A 19,685-nucleotide genomic window follows, 5' to 3' on the forward strand; every position below is an offset into this window, starting at 1 on the left:
CCGGCGAGACACCAGGCGATCCCGTTCCGCGCCGGAAGCGCGCCCGCGGGATATATGTCGACCGGGCCCGACTTCGCAATCAGGGGCCGGGCGCGAACGGCCCGGCTTTGGTGTTCGCGGTTATGCGGCAAGGTTTTCCCGGAGTGGCGGGAGGGTAGGCCGGTTGGTCCTTCCGTCGATCCGGTGAAGAGCGGTTAGTCTCGGTGGGCTGTCCCCGTAGACATGGCCGATCGGTTGGAGGGCTTTCATGCCTCGAATGCGTCAAGCGAATTGGCGGGATATGTCGGCGCCGGACGGTGACGGTCTCGGGGCCGGGCCTCATTCGCGTGCGGTGCCCGCCACCGCCGCGCAGCGAAGGATGTACTTCGCCTCGATCCTGCGACCGGACAGTGCGGCCGATGTCTGGGGGACCGTCCTTTCCGTCACCGGGGACCTCGCGGTCGAAAGGCTGGAGCGCGCGCTGGAGGTGCTGCGCGACCGGCACGATTCTTTGCGAAGTGCGTTCCTGGAGCGCGACGGCGAAGTTCTCCAGGTGGTGCACGATGTGGATGAGGCCGCCGTGTGGCCCGTCGTGATCGACGTCGTGGAGGCCGAGGGGAAGTCGCAGGACGAGCGCCGTGAATGGGCGCAGTCCGCCGCCCGAAGGCTGATCGACATCCCGTTCGACATCTCCTCGGGACCGCTCTGGCGAGCGGGCGCGATACGGATGTCAGCCGGGCTGCACCTGGTGGTCTTCGCGTTCCATCACCTCATCATCGACGACATTTCCGCACAGGTGTTCGCCGAGGACCTCCGTCTCGCCTATGCCGACCCGAACGCACCCGCCTTCGCCGTGCCGGCCGCGCAGTACGCCGACTTCTGCCAGGCGGTGAAGGAGGCCGAGGCGGACCGCGCCGGCCTGGACTACTGGCGTGGCCGGCTGGCCGGCCTCCAGCCCACGCGGCTCCCCGAGGACGGCCGGGAGAGCCCGGACCGGATCGTCGGTGCGCGGCTGCCGGTCGCCGTGCCGGAGGGCGCGATGGCGGAGTTCGAGGAGTTCTGCCGGGAGCGCTCGGTCACTCCGTTCATGGGCATGCTCGCGGTGTACTTCGTCCTGCTGCGGCGCTGGGCGGGGGCGAGCGACATCGCGGTCGGGACGCAGGTGCTCAGCCGGCCGCACTCGGCTCTCTTCGGAGCGATCGGGTTCTTCTCCAACACCGTGGTGCTGCGCTCCCGGGTGGCACCGGAACTGACCTTCGATCAACTCCTCGGTCTCGTGCGGGACACGGTCCACGACGCGATCGACCACCAGGACGTGCCCTTCGAGGTGGTGGTGGACGCGCTGGCCCCCCGGCGGGACGCCGACCGCAACCCCCTGTTCCAGGCCGCCATCGGCTACGGCACGCTCGACCCGAGCGAACTCTGGGCACTCGACGGTCTCCAGGTGGAGCCCGTGGCGGACCCCGCGGAGCTGGCGGGGCTCCAGTTCGACCTGACCCTGGACATCCAGCGGCTGGCCGGCGAAACCACGATCACGGTCGAGTACGACCGCCGGCGGTTCTCCGAGGCGGCCATGCGGCGATTCGCCGAAGCCTACGGACACCTGCTGCGTTCACTCGGTCGGGCGCCCGACGCCCCGCTCGGGAGCGTCCCGGTGCTCGACCGGGACGCACTGGCGCACACGCTGCTGCTCGGCGCGGGAGAGGCGAGGCAGGACGGTCAGGCCGTCGCGGAATGCCCGTCGGCCTGGGAGCTCTTCGAGCGGGCCGCCGCGACCGCACCCGGACGGGAGGCGGTCAGCGCGAGCGGGGAACGGCTCACCTTCGCCGAACTGGCGGGCCGGGCCCGGTCGATGGCCGCCGGCCTGCGGGACCGCGGCGTGCGGACCGGCACCCTGGTGGGTATCTGCCTGCCCAGGCGCAGCGACCTGATCGTCGCGATGCTCGCCACCTGGTGCGCGGGCGGCGCCTTCCTGCTGCTGGATCCGCAGCAGCCCGAGGCCCGCCGCCGCGAGCTCCTGGAGGAGGCGGGCATCGCCCTGGTGGTCGCGGACGAATCCTTCGCCGAGGTGGAGACGGTCTCACCGACGGTGCTCCTGGCGGACCGGGCGAAGCCGGCCGACCCCGTCCGTCGCCCGGCCGGCGCCCCGGCCTACCTGGTCTTCACCTCGGGTTCCACCGGGCGGCCGAAGGGCGTGGTCGTCGATCAGGCGAGCCTGGTCGCGCTCGCCACCACCCAACTGGCCCCGATGTACGCACGGTTGCCCGAAGGCAGCCAGGTGAATGTCGGTGCGCTGAGCTCGGTGGCCTTCGACGTGTTCATCAACCAGTGCCTCGGCATGATCGCCTTCGGGCACCGCCTGCTGCTGATCGACGAGGAAGAGCGGATGGATCCGCTCCGGCTCCTGGCCCGCGGCTCGGACCCCGACTCGGCGATCGACGTGCTCGACTGCAACAGCAGCCAGATGGAGGTCCTGGTCGAGGCCGGCATCCTGGCGGTGCCGCACCCTCCGAAGATCGTGCTGATCGGTGGCGAGAGCGCCTCCGACCGGCTGTGGCAGCGCCTGCACGACCAGCCGGGGCTGCTCGCGTTCAACATGTTCGGCATCACCGAGTGCACGGTCGACACGGCCCGGGCGGAGATCGGCGAGCACGAGCGGCAGGTGTCCGGGCGGGCGGTCGGCACGTCGCAGCTCTACATCGTCGACGACCAGCTCCAGTTGCTGCCGCCCATGTTCGTCGGCGAGATCTGCATCGGTGGGCTCGGTGTCGCCCAGGGGTACGTGGGACAGCCGGCCTACACCAGCGAGCGGTTCATCGCCGACCCGTTCAGCCCCGTCCCCGGGCAGCGCATGTACCGCACCGGCGACAAGGGCCGACTGCGTCCTGACGGGCAGTTGGAGTACTGGGGCCGGATCGACGACCAGGTGAAGGTCCGCGGCCTGCGCGTCGAGCCCGGTGAGGTGGAGGCGGAGCTGCTCGGCCACCCCGCCGTCGCGCGCGCCGCCGTCATCGCGACCGATCCGGGCACGCGGACGGCCCGACTGGTGGCCTACCTGGTGCCCGGCGACGGAGGCCCGGACGGTCTGACCACGTCGGCCGTCCGGGAGTTCCTGCGCGGCAGGCTCCCGTCCGCGCTGCTGCCCGACCGGGTGGAGGTGCTCGACGTGTTCCCGGTGACGCCCAACGGCAAGGTGGACCGCAGGGCGCTGGCGGAGCTCAAGCCGTCGAGAAGCGAGCCGGAGGCGTCCCGGGACGTCGAGGCGCCCGCCGGCTCCCGGGAACGGCAGCTGTGCGAGATCGTGGCCGAAGCGGTCGGCGTCCCGCAGGTGGGTCTTGACGACAACTTCTTCGAGCTCGGCGGGAATTCGCTGCTCGCCATGGTCGTCATCGGCCGGGTGAACACCGTCCTGGGCCTTGAACTGGGGATCCGGGCGATCTTCGAATCGCAGTCGATCGGGGAGATCGCGGCCCGGCTCGGTACCGGCGGGAGCAGGCCCCGCCCCGTGCTGCGCAGGAGGGCGAACTCGTGACGCCGGCGGCGCGGTCGTGTTCCGGCGGCCTCCCCAGGGCGGCCTTGGCAATAGAGGTGTGCGCATGACGAACAGGGCGGTAGAAGACGCGATGGACTGGCTGCTGTCACAACTCCGGGAGCGGGCCGACGCCGAGGCGATGGTCGGGCACGGCGGCAGGGTCACCTACGCCGAGCTCGCCGGGCGGGCCACCGACTGGCTGGCCGAGCTGGATCGGCACGGGGTGGCCGCGGGCGAGAGCGTGGCGATCGTCGGGAACGCCTCGCCGGCCGTGGTCGCGCTCTTCACGGCGCTGGCCGTCCGGGGCGCCGTGGTGGTTCCGTTCGCCCCCGCCGATCCGCCGAAGGAGCAGCGGGAGCGCAGGATCGCGACGGCGCACGTGACCCGGGTGATCGAGTTCGACGCTTCCGACGAGTGGACCGTCCGGACGATCGCGGCACCGGACGAGCCGCGGCCCGAGCTCCTGACGAAGCTCGCCGACTCGGGGGAGGCCGGTCTGCTGCTGTTCTCCTCGGGGACGACGGGGGAGAGCAAGGCGGCACTGCTCTCGCTGCCGCGGCTGCTGGGCGGATTCCGTGCGTCGTCCCGCCCCCGGCGGACGCTGCAGTTCATGGCGCTCGACCACATCGGCGGGGTCAACACGCTGTTCCGCACGCTCGTCGGTGGCGGCACGGTGGTCACCGAGCCGCAGCGGACCCCGAAGCACGCGTGCGAGGCCATCGAGCGCCACCGCGTCCAGGTCCTGCCGACCACGCCGACCTTCCTCAACATGCTGCTGCTCTCCGGCGCGCATCAAGGCCACGACCTGTCCTCGCTCGAACTGATCACCTACGGCACCGAGCCGATGCGCGAGGTCACCCTGGCGCACGCGGCCGAGGTGTTCCCCCAGGTGCAGTTCAAGCAGACCTACGGCCTCACCGAGAGCGGCATCCTGCCCACCCGGTCCGTCTCGTCGGACTCGCTGCGGATGAACGTCGGAGGGCACGGGTTCAGCACCCGGGTGCGCGACGGGGTGCTCTGGATCAAGTCTCCGAGCAGCATGCTCGGGTATCTCAACGCGCCCAGCCCGTTCGACGAGGACGGGTGGCTCAACACCGGGGACGCGGTCGAGGTGGCCGAGGACGGTTCGATGCGCGTCCTCGGGCGGCGCTCGGCGCTGATCAACGTCGGCGGCGAGAAGGTGTCCCCCGCCGAGGTCGAGGACGTGCTGCTCCGGGCGGGCAACGTCAGGGACGTCGTCGTGACCGGACGGGCGAACGCCGTCACCGGAGCGATCGTCGTGGCCGTGGTCGAGCTGGTCGAGCCGGAGGAGCGGCGGGCGCTGAGCAGGAGGCTGCGTCAGTTCTGCGCCGGGCACCTTCCGCCCCACAAGGTCCCGGCCGTCATCACCGTCTCGGACGTGCCGTTGCACGGCGAGCGATTCAAGCGCATGGGAGGCGCGGCATGAACGACCCCGTGGATCAGCGACCGGTGGCGGTCATCAGCGGCGGCAGCCGCGGTCTGGGACTGGCCCTGGTGACGGACTTCCTGGAGCGCGGCTACCGGGTGGAGACCTTCAGCCGGTCCGAGTCCGCCGAACTGGCCGCGCTGCGCGAGTCGACCGATCCGGACGCACTGTTCTGGTCCGCGGTCGACGGTACGGACGCCGATGCGGTCGAGGGCTTCGTCCGCGCGGCCGCGCGCCGCCACCGCCGCATCGACGTGCTGGTGAACAACGCCGCGGTCGGGCTCGAAGGCCTGCTGACGCTGACCTCCGCGGCGGCGATCGACGCCGCGCTGCGGACCAACCTGACGCTTCCGGTCCTGCTCACCCGGGCCTGCCTCAAGCCGATGCTTGCCCGCCGGGACGGCGTGGTGATCAACTTGTCGTCGATCAACGCACTGCGCGGGCAGACCGGTGTCGCGGTGTACGGGGCGGCGAAGGCCGCGCTCGACGGGCTGACGCGAGGTCTCGCCCGGGAGGTCGGCCCGGCCGGGATCAGGGTGGTCAGCATCGCCCCCGGCTACTTCGACAGCGACATGACGTCGGGAATCAGCCCGGACCAACTCCGCCGCATCGTGCGTCGAACCCCGCTGGGCCGGCTCGGCTCGGTGGAGGACGTGCTCGGCACCGTCCGGTTCCTCACCTCGCCCTCGGCGAGCTTCATCACCGGCCAGACCATCACCGTCGACGGCGGCTACACCTGCTGAACCCCGATCGCGGGGACCCGGGCAAACCTGAACGGAAGTGTGAAACGAATGAACTGGCAGGAGACGGTCAAGGCCGTGCTGATCGAGATCGTGAACGAGGTGGCCGAGCCGGTCGAGCACCTGGACGAGGATCAGCTGCTCGTCGACCAGCTCGGTCTGACGTCGCTGCACCTCGCCCGGCTGGTCGCCGTCCTGGAGATGGAGCTGGGCACCGACCCGTTCTCCGACGAGGTGCCCATCACCGGTGTGCGCACGGTCGGTGACCTGCTGGACGCGTACGACCCGGCCGGCCAGGTGCGGCTTGGGGCCGGCGAGCAGTCATGACCCAGCGGGAACTGGGCGGGGGTCCGATCGCGATCGTCGGCATGGCCGCGCGTTTTCCGGGCGCCGCGGACGTGGACCGGTTCTGGGACGCGATCCAGGCCGGACGCGAGGCGATCCGCGACGTCGGCGACGAGGAGCTGCTCCGCGCCGGCGTGGCACCGGAGTGGCTGAAGAACCCCGACTACGTCAAGGCGACCGCCTCGATCGAGGACGTCGACCTCTTCGACGCGGCCTTCTTCGACATCTCGGGCCGCGAGGCCGCCGTCATGGACCCGCAGCACCGCATCTTCCTGGAAACCTGCTGGCACGCGCTGGAGAACGCGGGCCTGCGCTCGTCGGCACGGGACGGGGCCTCGGTCGGCGTCTTCGCCGGCAGCGGCGGCATCCTCACCAGCTACCTGCCCGAGGTACTGGACAACTCCGGGCTGCTGGAAGACCCGACGGCCTCGCTGGAGCAGCTCGGGTCCGACAAGGACTTCCTCGCCACCCGGGTGTCGTACAAGCTCAACCTGACCGGGCCCAGCCTGACGGTGCAGACGGCCTGCTCCACGTCGCTGGTCGCGGTGCACCTCGCCTGCCAGAGCCTGCTGCGCGGCGAGTGCGACGCGGCCCTGGCCGGCGGCGTGAACGTCCGGCTTCCCGACCCCTCCGGGCACTGGTACCGCCGGGGCGGCATCCTGTCGCCGGACGGCCGCTGCCGTCCGTTCGACGTCAGCGCGCAGGGGACGATCTTCGGCAGCGGCGTGGGCGCCGTCGTCCTCAAGCCGCTCGACGCCGCGCTGCGCGACGGCGACACCGTCTACGCCACCATCCTCGGCACCGCGATCAACAACGACGGTGGCGGCAAGTCGAGTTACGGAGCCGCCAGTCAGCCGGGCCAGCTGGCCGCGATGCGTCGGGCGCTCGCCGTCTCCGGCGTCGACCCCGCCACGATCGGCTACATCGAGGCGCACGGCACCGGCGTGCCACTCGGCGATCCCACCGAGATCGGAGCACTGAAGAAGATCTTCGGCGGTCACGCTCCCGTCGCCATCGGCTCGGTGAAGGCGCTGATCGGGCACATGGAGGCGGCATCGGGCATCGCCGGCCTGATCAAGACCGCGCTGGCCCTGCACCGGGGCCAGATCCCGCCGAGCCCGTACTTCACGGCGCCGAGCCCCCGGCTCAACCTGGACGGATCGGGCCTGTTCGTCAACGCGGAGCCGCTGCCCATGCCCGGGTCCCCGCGCCGGGCGGCGGTCAACTCCCTGGGCATCGGCGGTACCAACGCCTTCGCCGTGCTGGAGCAGGCACCGGACCGGGCGCCCGTGGACCGGCGTCCGGGACCGGAACTCGTCAGGATCAGCGCGAAGAGCGCGGACGCGCTGCGGACCCTGGCCGGACAGTGGGCGGACCGGCTGCGCGAGCCGGGCGCGGTGCTGGCGGACCTGGCCCACACCAGCCACGTCGGACGGCGTGCGCAGCGGCACCGGCTCAGTGTGCTCGCCGACAGCGAGCACGCCGCGGCCGAGCGCATCGAGTCGTGGCTGCGCGACGGGACCGGGCAGGCGGACGCGGGCGAGGCCGCGAGGTCCAGGCCGAGGGTCGGGTTCCTCTTCCCCGGACAGAGCTCCGAGTACGTCGGCATGGGCGTCGAGCTCTACCGGGAGCATCCCGTGTTCCGCGCGGCGGTGGACCGGCACGCCGAGCTCTTCCGCCGCCTCACCGGCGTCGGCCCGCTCGACGTGTTCGCCGACCCGGCGGCGCAGGCACGGGCCGAACTGCTTCAGCCCGCCGTCTTCCTGCTGCAGGTCGCGCTGGCCGAGTTCTGGGCCTCGTGCGGGGTGCGGCCGGACGCGGTGGTCGGCCACAGCCTGGGCGAGTACGCGGCCGCCTGCGTGGCCGGGGTGTTCAGCCCCGAGGAAGGGCTCGAACTGGTCTGCGCGCGCGGTCGCGCCTTCGGGGCCGTTCCCGGCAGCGGCCGGATGGTCGCCGTGGGCTGCACCGACGTGGCCGGGCTGGAGCGCCTGGTCGAAGCCCGGGGCGGCTCGGCGGCGATCGCCGCGTACAACGCGCCGCAGCGGTTCACCGTCTCGGGCTCGGACGCCGAGATGAGCGAGCTGGAGAGCGCGTTCCGGCAGCGGGGCTGGGAGACGATCGCCCTGGAGACCACGCATGCCTTCCACTCGTCGCTGGTCGCCCCGGCCGTTCCGGCCCTGGTCGAGGCGGCGGGCCGGATCACCCACCGGCCGCCGACCGTGCCGATGGCTCTGAACCTCACCGGTACGTGGGCGGTCGGCGGCGATCTCGGTGCGCAGTACTGGGGGCGCCAGCTCACCTCGCCGGTCAGGTTCGCGCCCGGCATCCGGGGGCTGCTCGACGGGGGGTGCACGGTCTTCCTCGAGGTGGGTTCCGGCCGGACGCTCACCACGTCGGGTCGCGCCCAGTCCACCGGCGACGCCGTGTGGCTGGCGGGTCTGGCCCCCAGGATCCCGGACCCGGCCACGGTGCTCGCGCACCTCGCCCGGCTGGAACGGGCCGGGGTGGCCGTCGACTGGGCGCGGTACAACGAGCCGTTCGGCGCGCGCAGGGTGCCCGCCCCGCTGTACCCCTTCGCCCGGACGAGGCACTGGATCGCACCGGCGCAGGCCCCCGCCGTCACCGCGCCGCCCGCGGGGCCGGCCGGTGAGCCGCCGGCACTGAGCCGGCTCGCGTTGCCGCAGTCCGCGCAGCGGCGTTACGAGACCACGGTGGCCGCGCAGGCTCCGCGAGTGCTCGCCGATCACGAGATCGCCGGCCGCCTCGTGGTGCCGGGGGCCTACCACACGGCGTGCCTGGTGGAGGCGGTGGACTCCGCGTCCGCGACGGTCGTCGAGGACCTGGTGTTCCCGCGGGCCCTGGAGGTCGCCGAGACCGAACGCCGGATCCAGCTCGTGCTCACCCCGGCCGGGGACGGCCGGTTCGTCGCACAGTCGCTCGGTCTGGCGAGGGTGGACGACCCGCTGGCCGACGAGTCGTGGCAGGTGCACGCGGAGGGCCGGATCCAGCAGGTCGGCGGCGCCGCCGAGCCGCCTCGGCGGTGGACGGACCCGTCGGGCTACCGCGCCGGCCGGCCGGTCGCCGCGGCCGAGCTCTACCCGCTGTTCGAGGCGAACGGCTTCGGGTTCGGCCCGACGTTCCAGTGGATCAAGGAACTGCGCCTGGTCGGCGAGGACAGCACGGGCGACCTCTGCTTCGCGGCCGCCTCGCCGCGTGAGCGGACGATGGCGCTGCTCGACTCCTGCGTCCAGCTGGCGATCGCGGCACGGATCGTCCGCAAGGCTCCCGAGGACGGCGTGCTGCTGCCGTTCCGGATCGAGCGGGCCGTGTTCCACGCGGCCGGCAACGCGGCGGAATCCGGTGTCGCGCTCATCCGGCACCGGGCGGCCGAGGCCTCGCGGGCCGTGGCCGACGTCTCGCTGACCGACCACGAGGGCAACCCGCTGCTCGAACTCTTCGGCCTCGAACTGCGGGCGGTGTCCTTCCGTTCGCCCTCGCACGGCGAGCCGGCCGGGCCGGGAACCGAGGCTCCGGTCTACGCCGAGGAGTGGGAACCGATCCGGCCGACCGGCGGTGCCTCGCCCACGACCGGACCGTGGATCGTGCTCGCCGACCGCCAGGGGCACTGGCGCCACGCGGTCACGGCACTGGAGGCGGCTGGAAGCCGGTGCGTGATCGCCGAGGTGGGCGAGACCTTCGCCCGCCACGACGATCACCACTACGCGCTGGACCCCGCCGACGCCGAGAGCCTGGAGCGACTCCTCCGCGACACCGGGCCCGCGAGCATCCTGCACTGCCTCGGTCTGGACGGGCTCGGCCCGGCCGGACCGGAGACCCGCACCGCCTGTGGAAGCCTGCCCGCACTCGCGCAGGCCGCCGAGCGCGCGGGCTGGGCGCCGACTTCGGTGGTGCTGCTCACCCGTGGGGCGGTGGACGTGCACGGGTCCGCCGAGACCGGCGACCCGTACGGTTCGATGCTGTGGGGTCTCGGCCGGAGCGCGGCGCTGGAAGCGCCCCAGCTGGGCGTACGGCTGCTCGACATGGACCCGCGGGACCTCCCCGGGGCGCTGCGCACGCTCCCCGGGCTGCTGGCTCCGGCCGACGCGCCGGCGGAGGCCGCGATCCGGGACGGCCGGGTCCACCGGCCCGTGCTGCGGCGCGCGTCGATGCCGACGGCGCGTCCGGGCCGGCTCGGCGCGGACGGGTGCTACCTGATCACCGGAGGGACCGGGGCGCTCGGTCTGCGTACCGCGGCGTGGCTGGCACGACACGGGGTGCGCCATGTCGTGCTCGCCTCGCGCCGTGCCCCCGAGGCGCGGATCGCGGAGCAGGTCGGCGAGCTGGAGCGGTCGGGGCTGAAGGTCACGCTGGTCGGCCTGGACGTGACGGACGAGGCCGCGGTCAAGCGGCTCGTCGAGCGTGCCGGGCAGGAGTGGGGCGGCCTCAAGGGCGTCGTCCACGCGGCCGGTGTGCTCGACGACGCGGTGCTGCCGCAGCTGAGCTGGGAGCGTTTCCAGGCGGTGCTCGACCCGAAGGTGGCCGGTGGCTGGCACCTGCACCGCGCCACGCTGGGGCTCGACCTCGAACAGTTCATCCTCTTCTCCTCCACGGCCGCGCTGCTCGGCGCGCCCGGGCAGGCCCACTACGCGGCCGGCAACGCCTTCCTGGACGGGCTCGCCCACTACCGGCGGGGGCTGGGGCTGCCCGCCCTCAGCGTCAACTGGGGACCGTGGGAGTCGGGCATGGTGGCGCGGCTGAGCCCGCGCCTGCAGGCGCGGATCCTGGACGGCGGGTTCACCCCGCTGGAGAACGGTCCGGCCTTCGCCGCACTCGACCGGCTGCTGGCCGGGCCCGGCGGCCAGTACGGCGTCTTCTCCGTGGACTGGTCCCGCTACCTGGCCCGGTTCCCCGGCGGGCGGGCCGTCGCCCTGGACGAGGAGCCCGCGGCGCCGGCCCAGGACGGAGCGGAGGCGGTCAGGCGGCTGCGCCGGGACGGGCCCGGCGCCACCCCGGAACGCCGCCGCGAGCTGGTGTTCGAGTACCTGCGCGTCATGCTGGCCACCCGGCTCGGCATGTCCGAGGCCGCGGTCCACGAGGACCTCTCGCTCCACGACGCCGGGCTCGATTCGCTGGTGGCGGTCGAGGTCCGCGGTCAGATCTTCCGCGACCTGGACATCGACCTGCCGCTCATCGGCCTGCTCGAAGGCAAGGCCCTGCGCCCGCTCGTCGACGAACTGGCGGAGCGCCTGGCGCGCGACCTGCCGGCCGAGGCGGCCCCGGCCGCCGAGGAGTCCCCGGCCGCGGCCGACGCGGCTCCCTTCTCGCCCCAGGAGGCGGAGCGACTCCTGGCCTCCCTTGACTCGCTGACTGAGGACCAGATCCAGGCGCTGCTGCCCTGGCTGGCCGATCAGGACGCCGCCGAACCGACCGAGGGGTGATTCCCATGACCGACTACGACATCCGGAAGAGGCTGGAGGCGGCGCTGCGGTCACGTGCCGGTCAGGCGCGGACCGACCACCCGCTCTCGTACGCCCAGAGCCCGCTGCTGATGCTGCACCAGATGAACCCGGACAGCGCGTCCTACAACGTCGCGTTCACCGCCCGGTTCACCGACGGGTTCGACTCCGCCGCGTTCCGCGGCGCGGTCCAGTCGCTCGTCGGGCGGCATGCCGCCCTGCGCACCACCTTCGGCCGGGTGGGCGCGGACGGCCAGGGCGACACCGCGGGCCGCCAGACGGTGCACGGGTGGCTCGAACCCGACTTCGCGGAGCCGGACGCCCGGCAGTGGAGCGAGCAGCGGCTCAAGGACGCGGTGCGCACCGCCTACCGCGAGCCGTTCGACCTCACGACCGGGCCGCTGGTCCGGGTGCGGGCGTACCAGGTGGCGGACGGCGAGGCCGTCGTCCTGCTGGTCCTGCACCACGTGGTGTGCGACTTCTGGTCGCTCGGCGTCATCCTGGCGGAGCTCGAGCAGCTCTACCTCGCGGAGGCCGAGCGGCGCCCGTCGCAGCTGCCCGGACGCAACGTCCCGTACAGCGACTTCGTCACGTACCAGCATGGGCTGATCGCCGGCGAGAAGGGCGGCAGGGCGCGCGCCTACTGGCAGGAGCAGCTCTCCGGCCGGCTCGAGCCGGCCGAGTGGCCCCGGTTCGAGCTCGACCCGGCCGATGCCGACGAGGGCGGATCGATCGTCTTCCCCATCGCCGCCGAGCTCGCCCAGGGCGTGTTCGCGCTGGCCAAGGAGGAGGGGGTCACGCCCTACGCCGTGCTGCTGACGGCCTTCCAGGTCCTCGTCGGCCGGTACACCGGACAGCGGGACGTGCTGGTGGGGACTCCGATGGCCGGGCGGACCGACCCGGCGATGGCCGAGTGCGTCGGAAACTTCGTCAATCCCGTCGTGCTGCGTGCCGATCTGAGCGACGCGGTGTCGTTCCGGGAGCAGCTCGGACGGACCCGCCGCACGGTCGTGGAGGCACTCGAACACCAGGACTACCCGTTCGAGCTGATCGTCGGCGAGCTGGCACCGCGCCGGGTGGACGACCGCAACCCGGTCTTCCAGGCGATGTTCAGCTACCAGAAGCCCAGCCGGTACCCGGCGCTGGCAGGCCTGTACATCGCCGACGAGGGCGCGGCCCCGGTCGCCTGGGCCGGGCTGACCGCGCTGCCGTACCGGCTGGACCAGCAGGACGACCAGCTGGAGCTGGTGCTGGAGGTCGTGCACGACGGTGACCGGCTCGTCGGGCTGCTCAAGTACCGGAAGTCCGTCTTCTCCGCCGAGGCGGCCCGTCAGGCGACCGGGAACTACCTGGCGCTGCTGCGGGCCGCACTCGCGGACCCCGGCCGCGGCGTGGCGGAGCTGCCGCTGGCGACCGAGGTCGACCGCGGCACCACCCCGGCGCGCCGGGCCGTTGACGTGACCCCGCGGAGCGGGCCCGCCGGCGCGGCACTGAGCGCTCTGGAACGGCGGGTGACGGCCGTCTGGCAGCAGGTGCTCGGGCGCGAGGCCATCGGGCCGGACGACAACTTCTTCGATCTCGGCGGCAGCTCCCGGCTGCTGATGCAGGTGCACACGATCCTCGCCGACGAGGACGCGGAGAAGCCGCTGAAGGTGCACGAACTGTTCCGCTACCCGACCGTGGCCAGCCTGGCCCGGCGCCTCGCCCCGGCCGCCGCCGCGGACGCCACGGGCCCGGCCCGGGGCCGGGCGTCGAGCCGGCGGGTGCAGCTGGCGGACGGAACGGCCCGCAGCGCGCGGCTGCGCGCGCGGGAGCGCCACCGCCCGGATTCCGATGGAGGTAAGGATGTCTGACGCCGACGCGGCCGGCCCGGAGCTGCGCGCGAACGACGTGGCCGTGATCGGGATGTCCGGCCGGTTCCCCGGCGCCCCGGACCTGGACCGGTTCTGGAGCCGGCTGCGCGCCGGGGACGACCTGCTGACCACGCACACCGACGCCGAACTCCTGGCCGCCGGGGTCCCCGAGCGGGTGCTGCGCGATCCCCACTACGTCAAGCGGTCCGCGTCCCTGCCGGACGCGTTCGCCTTCGACCACGAGTTCTTCGGCTACACCCGGCGCGAGGCGAGACTGCTCGACCCCCAGCAGCGGATCCTGCTGGAGGTCGCCTGGGAACTGCTCGAAACCGTCGGCTACTCCGGTGGCTCGGGCGATCAGGCCATCGGCGTGTTCGCCGGCGCGTCGATGAACACGTACCTGACCAACGTCGTGGCCCGTGCCTGCGACCCGCTGGGCTACGACGGCACCGAGCTCATGATCGCCAACGACAAGGACTACCTGACCACCAGGATCTCCTACAAGCTGGGCCTCAAGGGACCGAGCGTCAACGTGCAGACCGCCTGCTCGACCTCGCTGGTCGCGGTGCACCTGGCCGTGCAGAGCCTGCTCGCGGGTGAGTGCGACATCGCCCTGGCCGGCGGCGTCTCGGTGATCGCCAACGCCTATCCGGGCTATGTCTTCAGCGAGGGGATGATCCTCTCCCCGGACGGGCGGTGCCGTCCGTTCGACGCCGACGGCGCGGGGACCACCTTCGGTGACGGGGTGGGCCTGGTCGCCCTGAAGCGGCTGGCCGAGGCGATCGAGGACGGCGACCAGATCCTCGCCGTGGTCAAGGGTTCGGCGATCAACAACGACGGCGCCGACAAGATCGGCTACACGGCTCCGAGCGTCGAGGGCCAGCGGGCCGTGATCACCGAGGCGCAGGCGGTCGCCGAGGTGGACAGCGACACCATCACGTACGTCGAGGCCCACGGGACCGCGACCACCCTGGGCGACCCGATCGAGTTCGCCGCGCTGAGCGAGGCCTTCACCGACGGCGGCGCCCGGCCGGGCCAGTGCGTCCTGGGCTCGGTCAAGGCGAACGTCGGACACCTCGCCGCCGCGGCGGGGATCACCGGCTTCATCAAGACGGTGCTGGCGCTGCGGCACCGGGAGATCCCGGGCCACCCGTACTTCACCCGGCCGAATCCCCAGATCAACCTGGCCGGCAGCCCGTTCCACATCAACACCCGTCCGATGGCCTGGCCGTCCGGCGAAACCCCCCGGCGGGCCGGCGTCAGTTCGTTCGGCGTCGGCGGCACCAACGCCCACGTCGTCCTGGAGGAGGCGCCCCCGCTGCCCGACCGGCCGGCGCCGGCCGACGGCCCGCAGCTGCTCGCGGTGAGCGCCAAGAGCGACACGGCGCTGCGGGAGCTGGCCGGCCGGCTGGCCGACGCGTTGGAGGCGGCGGACGCCCCCGACCTCGCCGACGCGGCGTACACGCTGCGGCAGGGCCGGCGCGGCTTCGCGCACCGCTACGCCGTCGTCGCGGACGACCACGCCACCGCCGCGGCCGGGCTGCGCGCGCTCTCCGGCGGGAAGACCGCCGCCCGGCCGGCGGCGGAGACCGCCCCGGCCGTCTCCTTCCTGTTCGGCGAAGTCCCGGCCGAGGAGTTCCGGGCGCTGGCCGCGCGGCTGTCCGCCGTCGCCGACCTGGCGGAGCAGGCCACCGGGGGCGCCGTCCTCGACGCCGGCGACCCGTCGGCGGCCCAGGTGGCCGCCAGCCAGGTGCTGGCGACGCTGTGGACCGAGTCCGGCGTACGGCCGGCGGCGGCCGGGGGAGCCGGGGCGGGCGAAGTCCTGGCGGCCTGCTTCGCCGGCGCCCTGGAGGCGGCCGACGCGGTGGCGCTGCTCTCCTGGCGGGCCGGGCTGCTCGACCGTGCCCCCGAGGTGCGCCCGACGGTCCCGAGGATTCCCGTCCTGTCGGCCGTCGTCGGCGGCGAACTGCCGCAGGCGCGGGTGCTCGACCCGCTGCACTGGACCCAGGACGTCTGGGAGGGCGACCGGCTGGCCGAGGCGTTCGCGGGCCGGACGGGCGACGGTGCGGCCGTGCTGGCCGTCGGGACCCCGGTCGGCGGGCTGCCGGCGGGTGCCGGCCTCGACGCCGAACAGGCCCTGCCGCCGGTGGACCGGCTGCTGACCGCCGCGGCGCGCCTGTGGACCGAAGGCGTGCCGGTGGACTGGTCGGACTGGTGCGGCGGGTGGCCCCGCCGCGTCCCGTTGCCGGCGTACCCGCTGAACCGCGCCGTTCACCGCCTTGACCCGCCGGCCCCTGCGCCGGTTCCCGCTCAGAGCCAGGGCGGCCCGTGGCTGCTGTTCGCGGACTCCGGCGGGGTCGGTGACTCGCTGGCGGGCGCTCTGCGCGAACGAGGCGGCGCCGCGGTCGTCGTGCGCCCCGGCGAGGCCTTCGGCCGGGCCGAGGCCGACTCCTTCGTCATCGACCCCGCGAACCCCGGTGACTACGAGCAGCTGCTCGCCGCGCTCGCCGCGGACGGGCGGACCCCCGAGCGGGTCGTCCACCTCTGGTCCCTCGACACCGCTCCGGGGCAGCACACGGCCGACGACCTGTACCGCCGCGTCCAGCAGCTGCCCCGCCCCGCCGTGACGGCCGCCGCCCCCGCGCGGCAGCTGCGTGGCGACGAGCTGAAGGCGGCGCTGGCGAAGCTGTGGTCCGAGGCGCTGCGCACCGAGGTCGACCGTTACGACCTGAGCATTTTCGACCTGGGCGGCGACGAGCTGCTCGCGGTCCGGCTCGCCCGGCGAATCGAGAAGGAGCTCGGCCTGCCACTGACGGCGGTCGAACTCCTGGCGAATCCGACGATCGATCACCTGGCGGCGCGGCTGGACCCGGAACGGACGGCGGAGCCCTCGGCGGCCGCACGCCGGACGTCGCACGGCCGCATCGGCTGACACCAACCACGAGGAGAACACCGTGGAGCCACTGCTCCAAGAGATCGTCACCATTGTCGGCGGCTACTTCGACGTCCAGCCCGACCAGTTGGACCCCAACCTCCTGTTCACGGACCTCGGAGCGGACTCGATGTCGCTGCTGGGCATGCTGCGGGTGGTGGAGGACCGTTACGGCTGCAAGGTGTCGCTCCGGCAGCTCTTCGACGAGGTGCAGAGCCCGTACGACCTGGCCGAGTACCTCGCCGCGCACGCTCCGGCGGAGAAGCTGCCGGGAGCGCGGACGGCGCCGCCCGCCGCGGCCGCCACCGCCGCCGCTGTCCCGGTCGGCACGACGCCGGCCCCGCCGACCGCCCCGGTGACGCCGCCGGTCGCCGGCGTGCCGGCAGTCGCGGCACCGGTGGTCGGACTGCCGACGGCGGGCGCCTCGACGGCGGTGCAGAGCCTGATCAAGGAGCAGCTCGTCGTCATGCAGCGCCAGCTGGAGCTGCTGGCGGGCGGCGGGCCGACCGCCGCGGCCGGCCCGGCCGCCGAGCCCGCGGCCGGCGTACCGGCGCCCGTACCGGCCCCCGCCGTGCGGCCGGCTTCGACCGGGTCGGTGGTTCCGCTCTTCCCCGGCGTGCGCCGCACCGGGCCCAGCCCGGTGGAGACGGAGCAGCGGGTCCGCTATCTGAAGGCGCTGGCCGACCGGCTCGGCACCCGGACGAAGGGCTCGAAGGACTTCGCCCAGCGGTACCGGCCGATGGTGGCCGACAGCCGGTCCACCGTCGGCTTCCGGCCCACCACCAAGGAGATGCTGTACCCGCTCGTCGCCGAGCGCGGGCAGGGCGCCAAGCTGTGGGACATCGACGGCAACGAGTACGTCGACCTCACCCTCGGGTACGGCGTCCACCTCCTCGGGCACAACCCGCCGGTCGTCATGGAGGCCATGCGCGAGCGCATGGACATCGGCTTCAGCCTCGGTCCGCGCACCCAGCTGGTCGAGGACGTCGCCGCCGGCGTGCTCGAACTCACCGGCATGGAGCGGGTCGCCTTCCTCAACAGCGGCACCGAAGCGGTCATGACGGCGCTGCGCCTCGCGCGGGCGGCGACCGGCCGCGACAAGATCGTGGTCTTCTCCACCGCCTACCACGGCCACTCCGACACCGTGCTCGCCGTGCCGTCCCACGAGAACGGCGTGTTCCGCACCAAGCCGCTCGCGCCGGGTGTCTCGCCGGGTGCGGTGGACAACGTGTACGTGCTGGAGTTCGGTTCGGAGGAGGCGCTCGACTTCATCACCCGGCACGGCTCGGAGCTCGCGGCGGTCGTGACCGAGCCGGTGACCCTGCGCACTCCCGGCGTGCAGAAGCCCGAATTCCTGCGCAGGCTGCGGGAGATCACCTGGGCGCACGGCACGAAGCTCATCTTCGACGAGATGGTGACGGGCTTCCGCTGCCACCCGGCCGGCGTCCAGGGCCTGTACGGCATCGAGGCCGACATCGCCACCTACGGCAAGATCATCGGCGGTGGCATGCCGCTCGGCGTGATCACCGGCCGTGGCGGGATCATGGACTCCATCGACGGCGGCGTCTGGAACTTCGGCGACGACTCCCGCCCGACCGTGGAATCCACCTTCTTCGGCGGCACGTTCAACCAGCACCCGCTGACCATGGCGGCGGCCAAGGCGGTCGTCGACCACCTCCGTGCCGAGGGTCCCGCCCTGCAGCGGGACCTCGACCGGAAGACCGAGACGTTCGTCGACCAGCTGAACGCCGACTTCCGCGAGCTCGACATGCCGATCGAGGTCCGCCGGTTCTCCTCGATCTTCAAGTTCGAGCACGAGAAGAACATGGACCCGTTCTACTTCAACCTGCTCGACCGCGGTGTGTTCGTCTGGGAACTGCGCAACTTCTTCCTGTCGACCGCGCACGAGCAGGCCGATCTCGACCACATCCGCACCGCGGTGCGCGAGTCCGTCGAAGAGCTGCGCGAGAACGGCATGCTCGACGACGGCCGGACGAGCCCGGCCAGGGTCGAGCCGCGTCCGGCGCCGGTGCGCAGCACCCTCGCGCAGCGGCAGCTGGCGGCCCTCGACCAGGACGGCGCGCTCGCCTACCAGATGTCCGTCGGGTTCTGGCTCGACGGCCCGCTCGACCGCGCCGCGCTGCGCGACGCCGTGCGGGGCGTGGTGGCCCGTCACGAGTCCCTGCGGACCACCCTCGGTGCGGACGGCACGCTCACCGTCCACCCGGCGGAGACGGTGCCGGGCGAGGTGCTGACCGAGGAGGCCTGCGAGAACGAGGGCGACCTCGACCGCTTCCTGCGGTCCTGCGCCGAGCGGCCGCTCGACGTGGTCGACGGGCCGGTGTTCCGCGCCGCGGTGGCGCAGGTCGAGCCGGAACGGCATCTGCTGGTGATCACGGCGCACCACGCGGTGGTGGACGGCTGGTCCTTCGGCGTCATACTCGGCGACCTCGCCGAGCTGTACAACGCCGCCTGCCGGGGTACGGACTCCGCGCTGCCGTCGACCGCGCAGTTCCGGGACTACGTCGCCTGGCACGAGCGGGTCACCGCCGGCCCCGAGGCCGCCGCCCACCGCGATCACTGGCGCTCCGTCCTGCGGGAGGCGCCCACGCTGGAGCTGCCGACCTCGGGACAACCAGGGAGTTCTCCCTACCGCGGGGTGCGGCACAGCATCGTCCTCGACCCCGAGTTCGTCGGCCGGATGCGCGAGGCCGCTCGTGAGGAGGGCGTCACGGCGTTCGCCTACCTGGTCGCGGGCTGGGGAGCCCTGCTGCACCGGCTGACCGGGCAGGAGGACGTCGTCGTACCGGTCGCGTCCGCCCGGCGCCCGCCGGAGCTGGACCAGGTGGTCGGGCTCTGCTCGAACCTGCTGCCGCTGCGCCTGACCCTGTCGCAGGACGTCCCGGTCGCGGACTACGTGGCCGAGGTCCTGATGCAGCTGGTGAGTGGGATCGAGCAGCAGGACCATCCGTTCGCGGACCTGGTGACGGAGTTCGCCCCGCTCGGCGCGGGCCTGCGCAGCGAGTTCTTCACGACGTCGATCTCGTTCTACCGCCAGGTGACGGTGCCCCCCATGGACGGGCTCGCGGTGACGGAGGCCGAGGCGTTGCCGATCACGCACGTCGGCCATCCCTTGGCGCTGAACATCGTGGATGGTATGGACGGATACCGGTGCGACTTCGAGATCGCGACCGAGGTCGTTCGCCCCGATCTCACGGAGAACATCCCCCAGTACTACCGGAACCTGCTCAGCGCCATGGTCGCCGACGGCAACCGGAAGCTGGCCGAACTGGACCACGAGCTCGACCACTGAGATCCGCCGTGACTCGGGTATCTGTCTCGCCGGCGAGACAGATACCCGAGTCGCTTTGCGGACGCCCCGCGTTCATTCACGTTCGTCG

Annotated in this window: 8 protein-coding genes; all 8 read left to right on the forward strand. The window is 72.9% G+C overall.

What is annotated here, in order from left to right; translation table 11 throughout:
• Positions 1-331 precede the first annotated feature (331 nt).
• The 8 genes from AB0J08_RS18065 to AB0J08_RS18100 all read left to right on the forward strand — a co-directional run bounded on the left by AB0J08_RS18065 (position 332) and on the right by AB0J08_RS18100 (position 19,597).
• Positions 332-3,511 carry an amino acid adenylation domain-containing protein gene (locus tag AB0J08_RS18065; RefSeq protein ID WP_360634411.1) on the forward strand — a complete coding sequence of 1,060 codons (3,180 nt, stop codon included), beginning with the start codon at positions 332-334 and terminating at the stop codon, positions 3,509-3,511.
• 64 nt (positions 3,512-3,575) lie between these two features.
• Entirely contained in the window at positions 3,576-4,958 is a 1,383-nt protein-coding gene (locus tag AB0J08_RS18070) for a class I adenylate-forming enzyme family protein (RefSeq protein WP_360634414.1), read from the forward strand.
• Entirely contained in the window at positions 4,955-5,701 is a 747-nt protein-coding gene (locus AB0J08_RS18075) for an SDR family oxidoreductase (RefSeq protein WP_360634417.1), read from the forward strand. The genes AB0J08_RS18070 and AB0J08_RS18075 overlap by 4 nt, the downstream gene beginning before the upstream one ends.
• A gap of 48 nt (positions 5,702-5,749) precedes the next feature.
• On the forward strand, positions 5,750-6,025 hold the full coding sequence (locus AB0J08_RS18080; protein WP_360634420.1) for a phosphopantetheine-binding protein: 276 nt from the start codon (positions 5,750-5,752) through the stop codon (positions 6,023-6,025).
• Positions 6,022-11,481, forward strand: coding sequence for a type I polyketide synthase (locus AB0J08_RS18085; RefSeq protein WP_360634423.1), 5,460 nt, complete (start codon positions 6,022-6,024; stop codon positions 11,479-11,481). Before AB0J08_RS18080 ends, AB0J08_RS18085 begins: the two co-directional genes overlap by 4 nt.
• 5 nt (positions 11,482-11,486) lie before the next feature.
• The gene (locus tag AB0J08_RS18090; protein ID WP_360634426.1) at positions 11,487-13,352 is read left to right on the forward strand and encodes a condensation domain-containing protein; all 1,866 of its coding nucleotides are present in this window, start codon (positions 11,487-11,489) and stop codon (positions 13,350-13,352) included.
• A complete protein-coding gene (locus tag AB0J08_RS18095) occupies positions 13,345-16,284 on the forward strand; it encodes a beta-ketoacyl synthase N-terminal-like domain-containing protein (RefSeq protein WP_360634429.1) in 2,940 nt (979 codons plus the stop codon). The genes AB0J08_RS18090 and AB0J08_RS18095 overlap by 8 nt, the downstream gene beginning before the upstream one ends.
• Before the next feature lie 22 nt (positions 16,285-16,306).
• Positions 16,307-19,597 carry an aminotransferase class III-fold pyridoxal phosphate-dependent enzyme gene (locus AB0J08_RS18100; RefSeq protein WP_360634432.1) on the forward strand — a complete coding sequence of 1,097 codons (3,291 nt, stop codon included), beginning with the start codon at positions 16,307-16,309 and terminating at the stop codon, positions 19,595-19,597.
• The last annotated feature ends 88 nt before the right edge of the window (positions 19,598-19,685 follow it).

Origin of the sequence: Kitasatospora sp. NPDC050463 (genome assembly GCF_040655255.1) — a bacterium.
In the GTDB taxonomy this organism is placed as follows: domain Bacteria; phylum Actinomycetota; class Actinomycetes; order Streptomycetales; family Streptomycetaceae; genus Kitasatospora.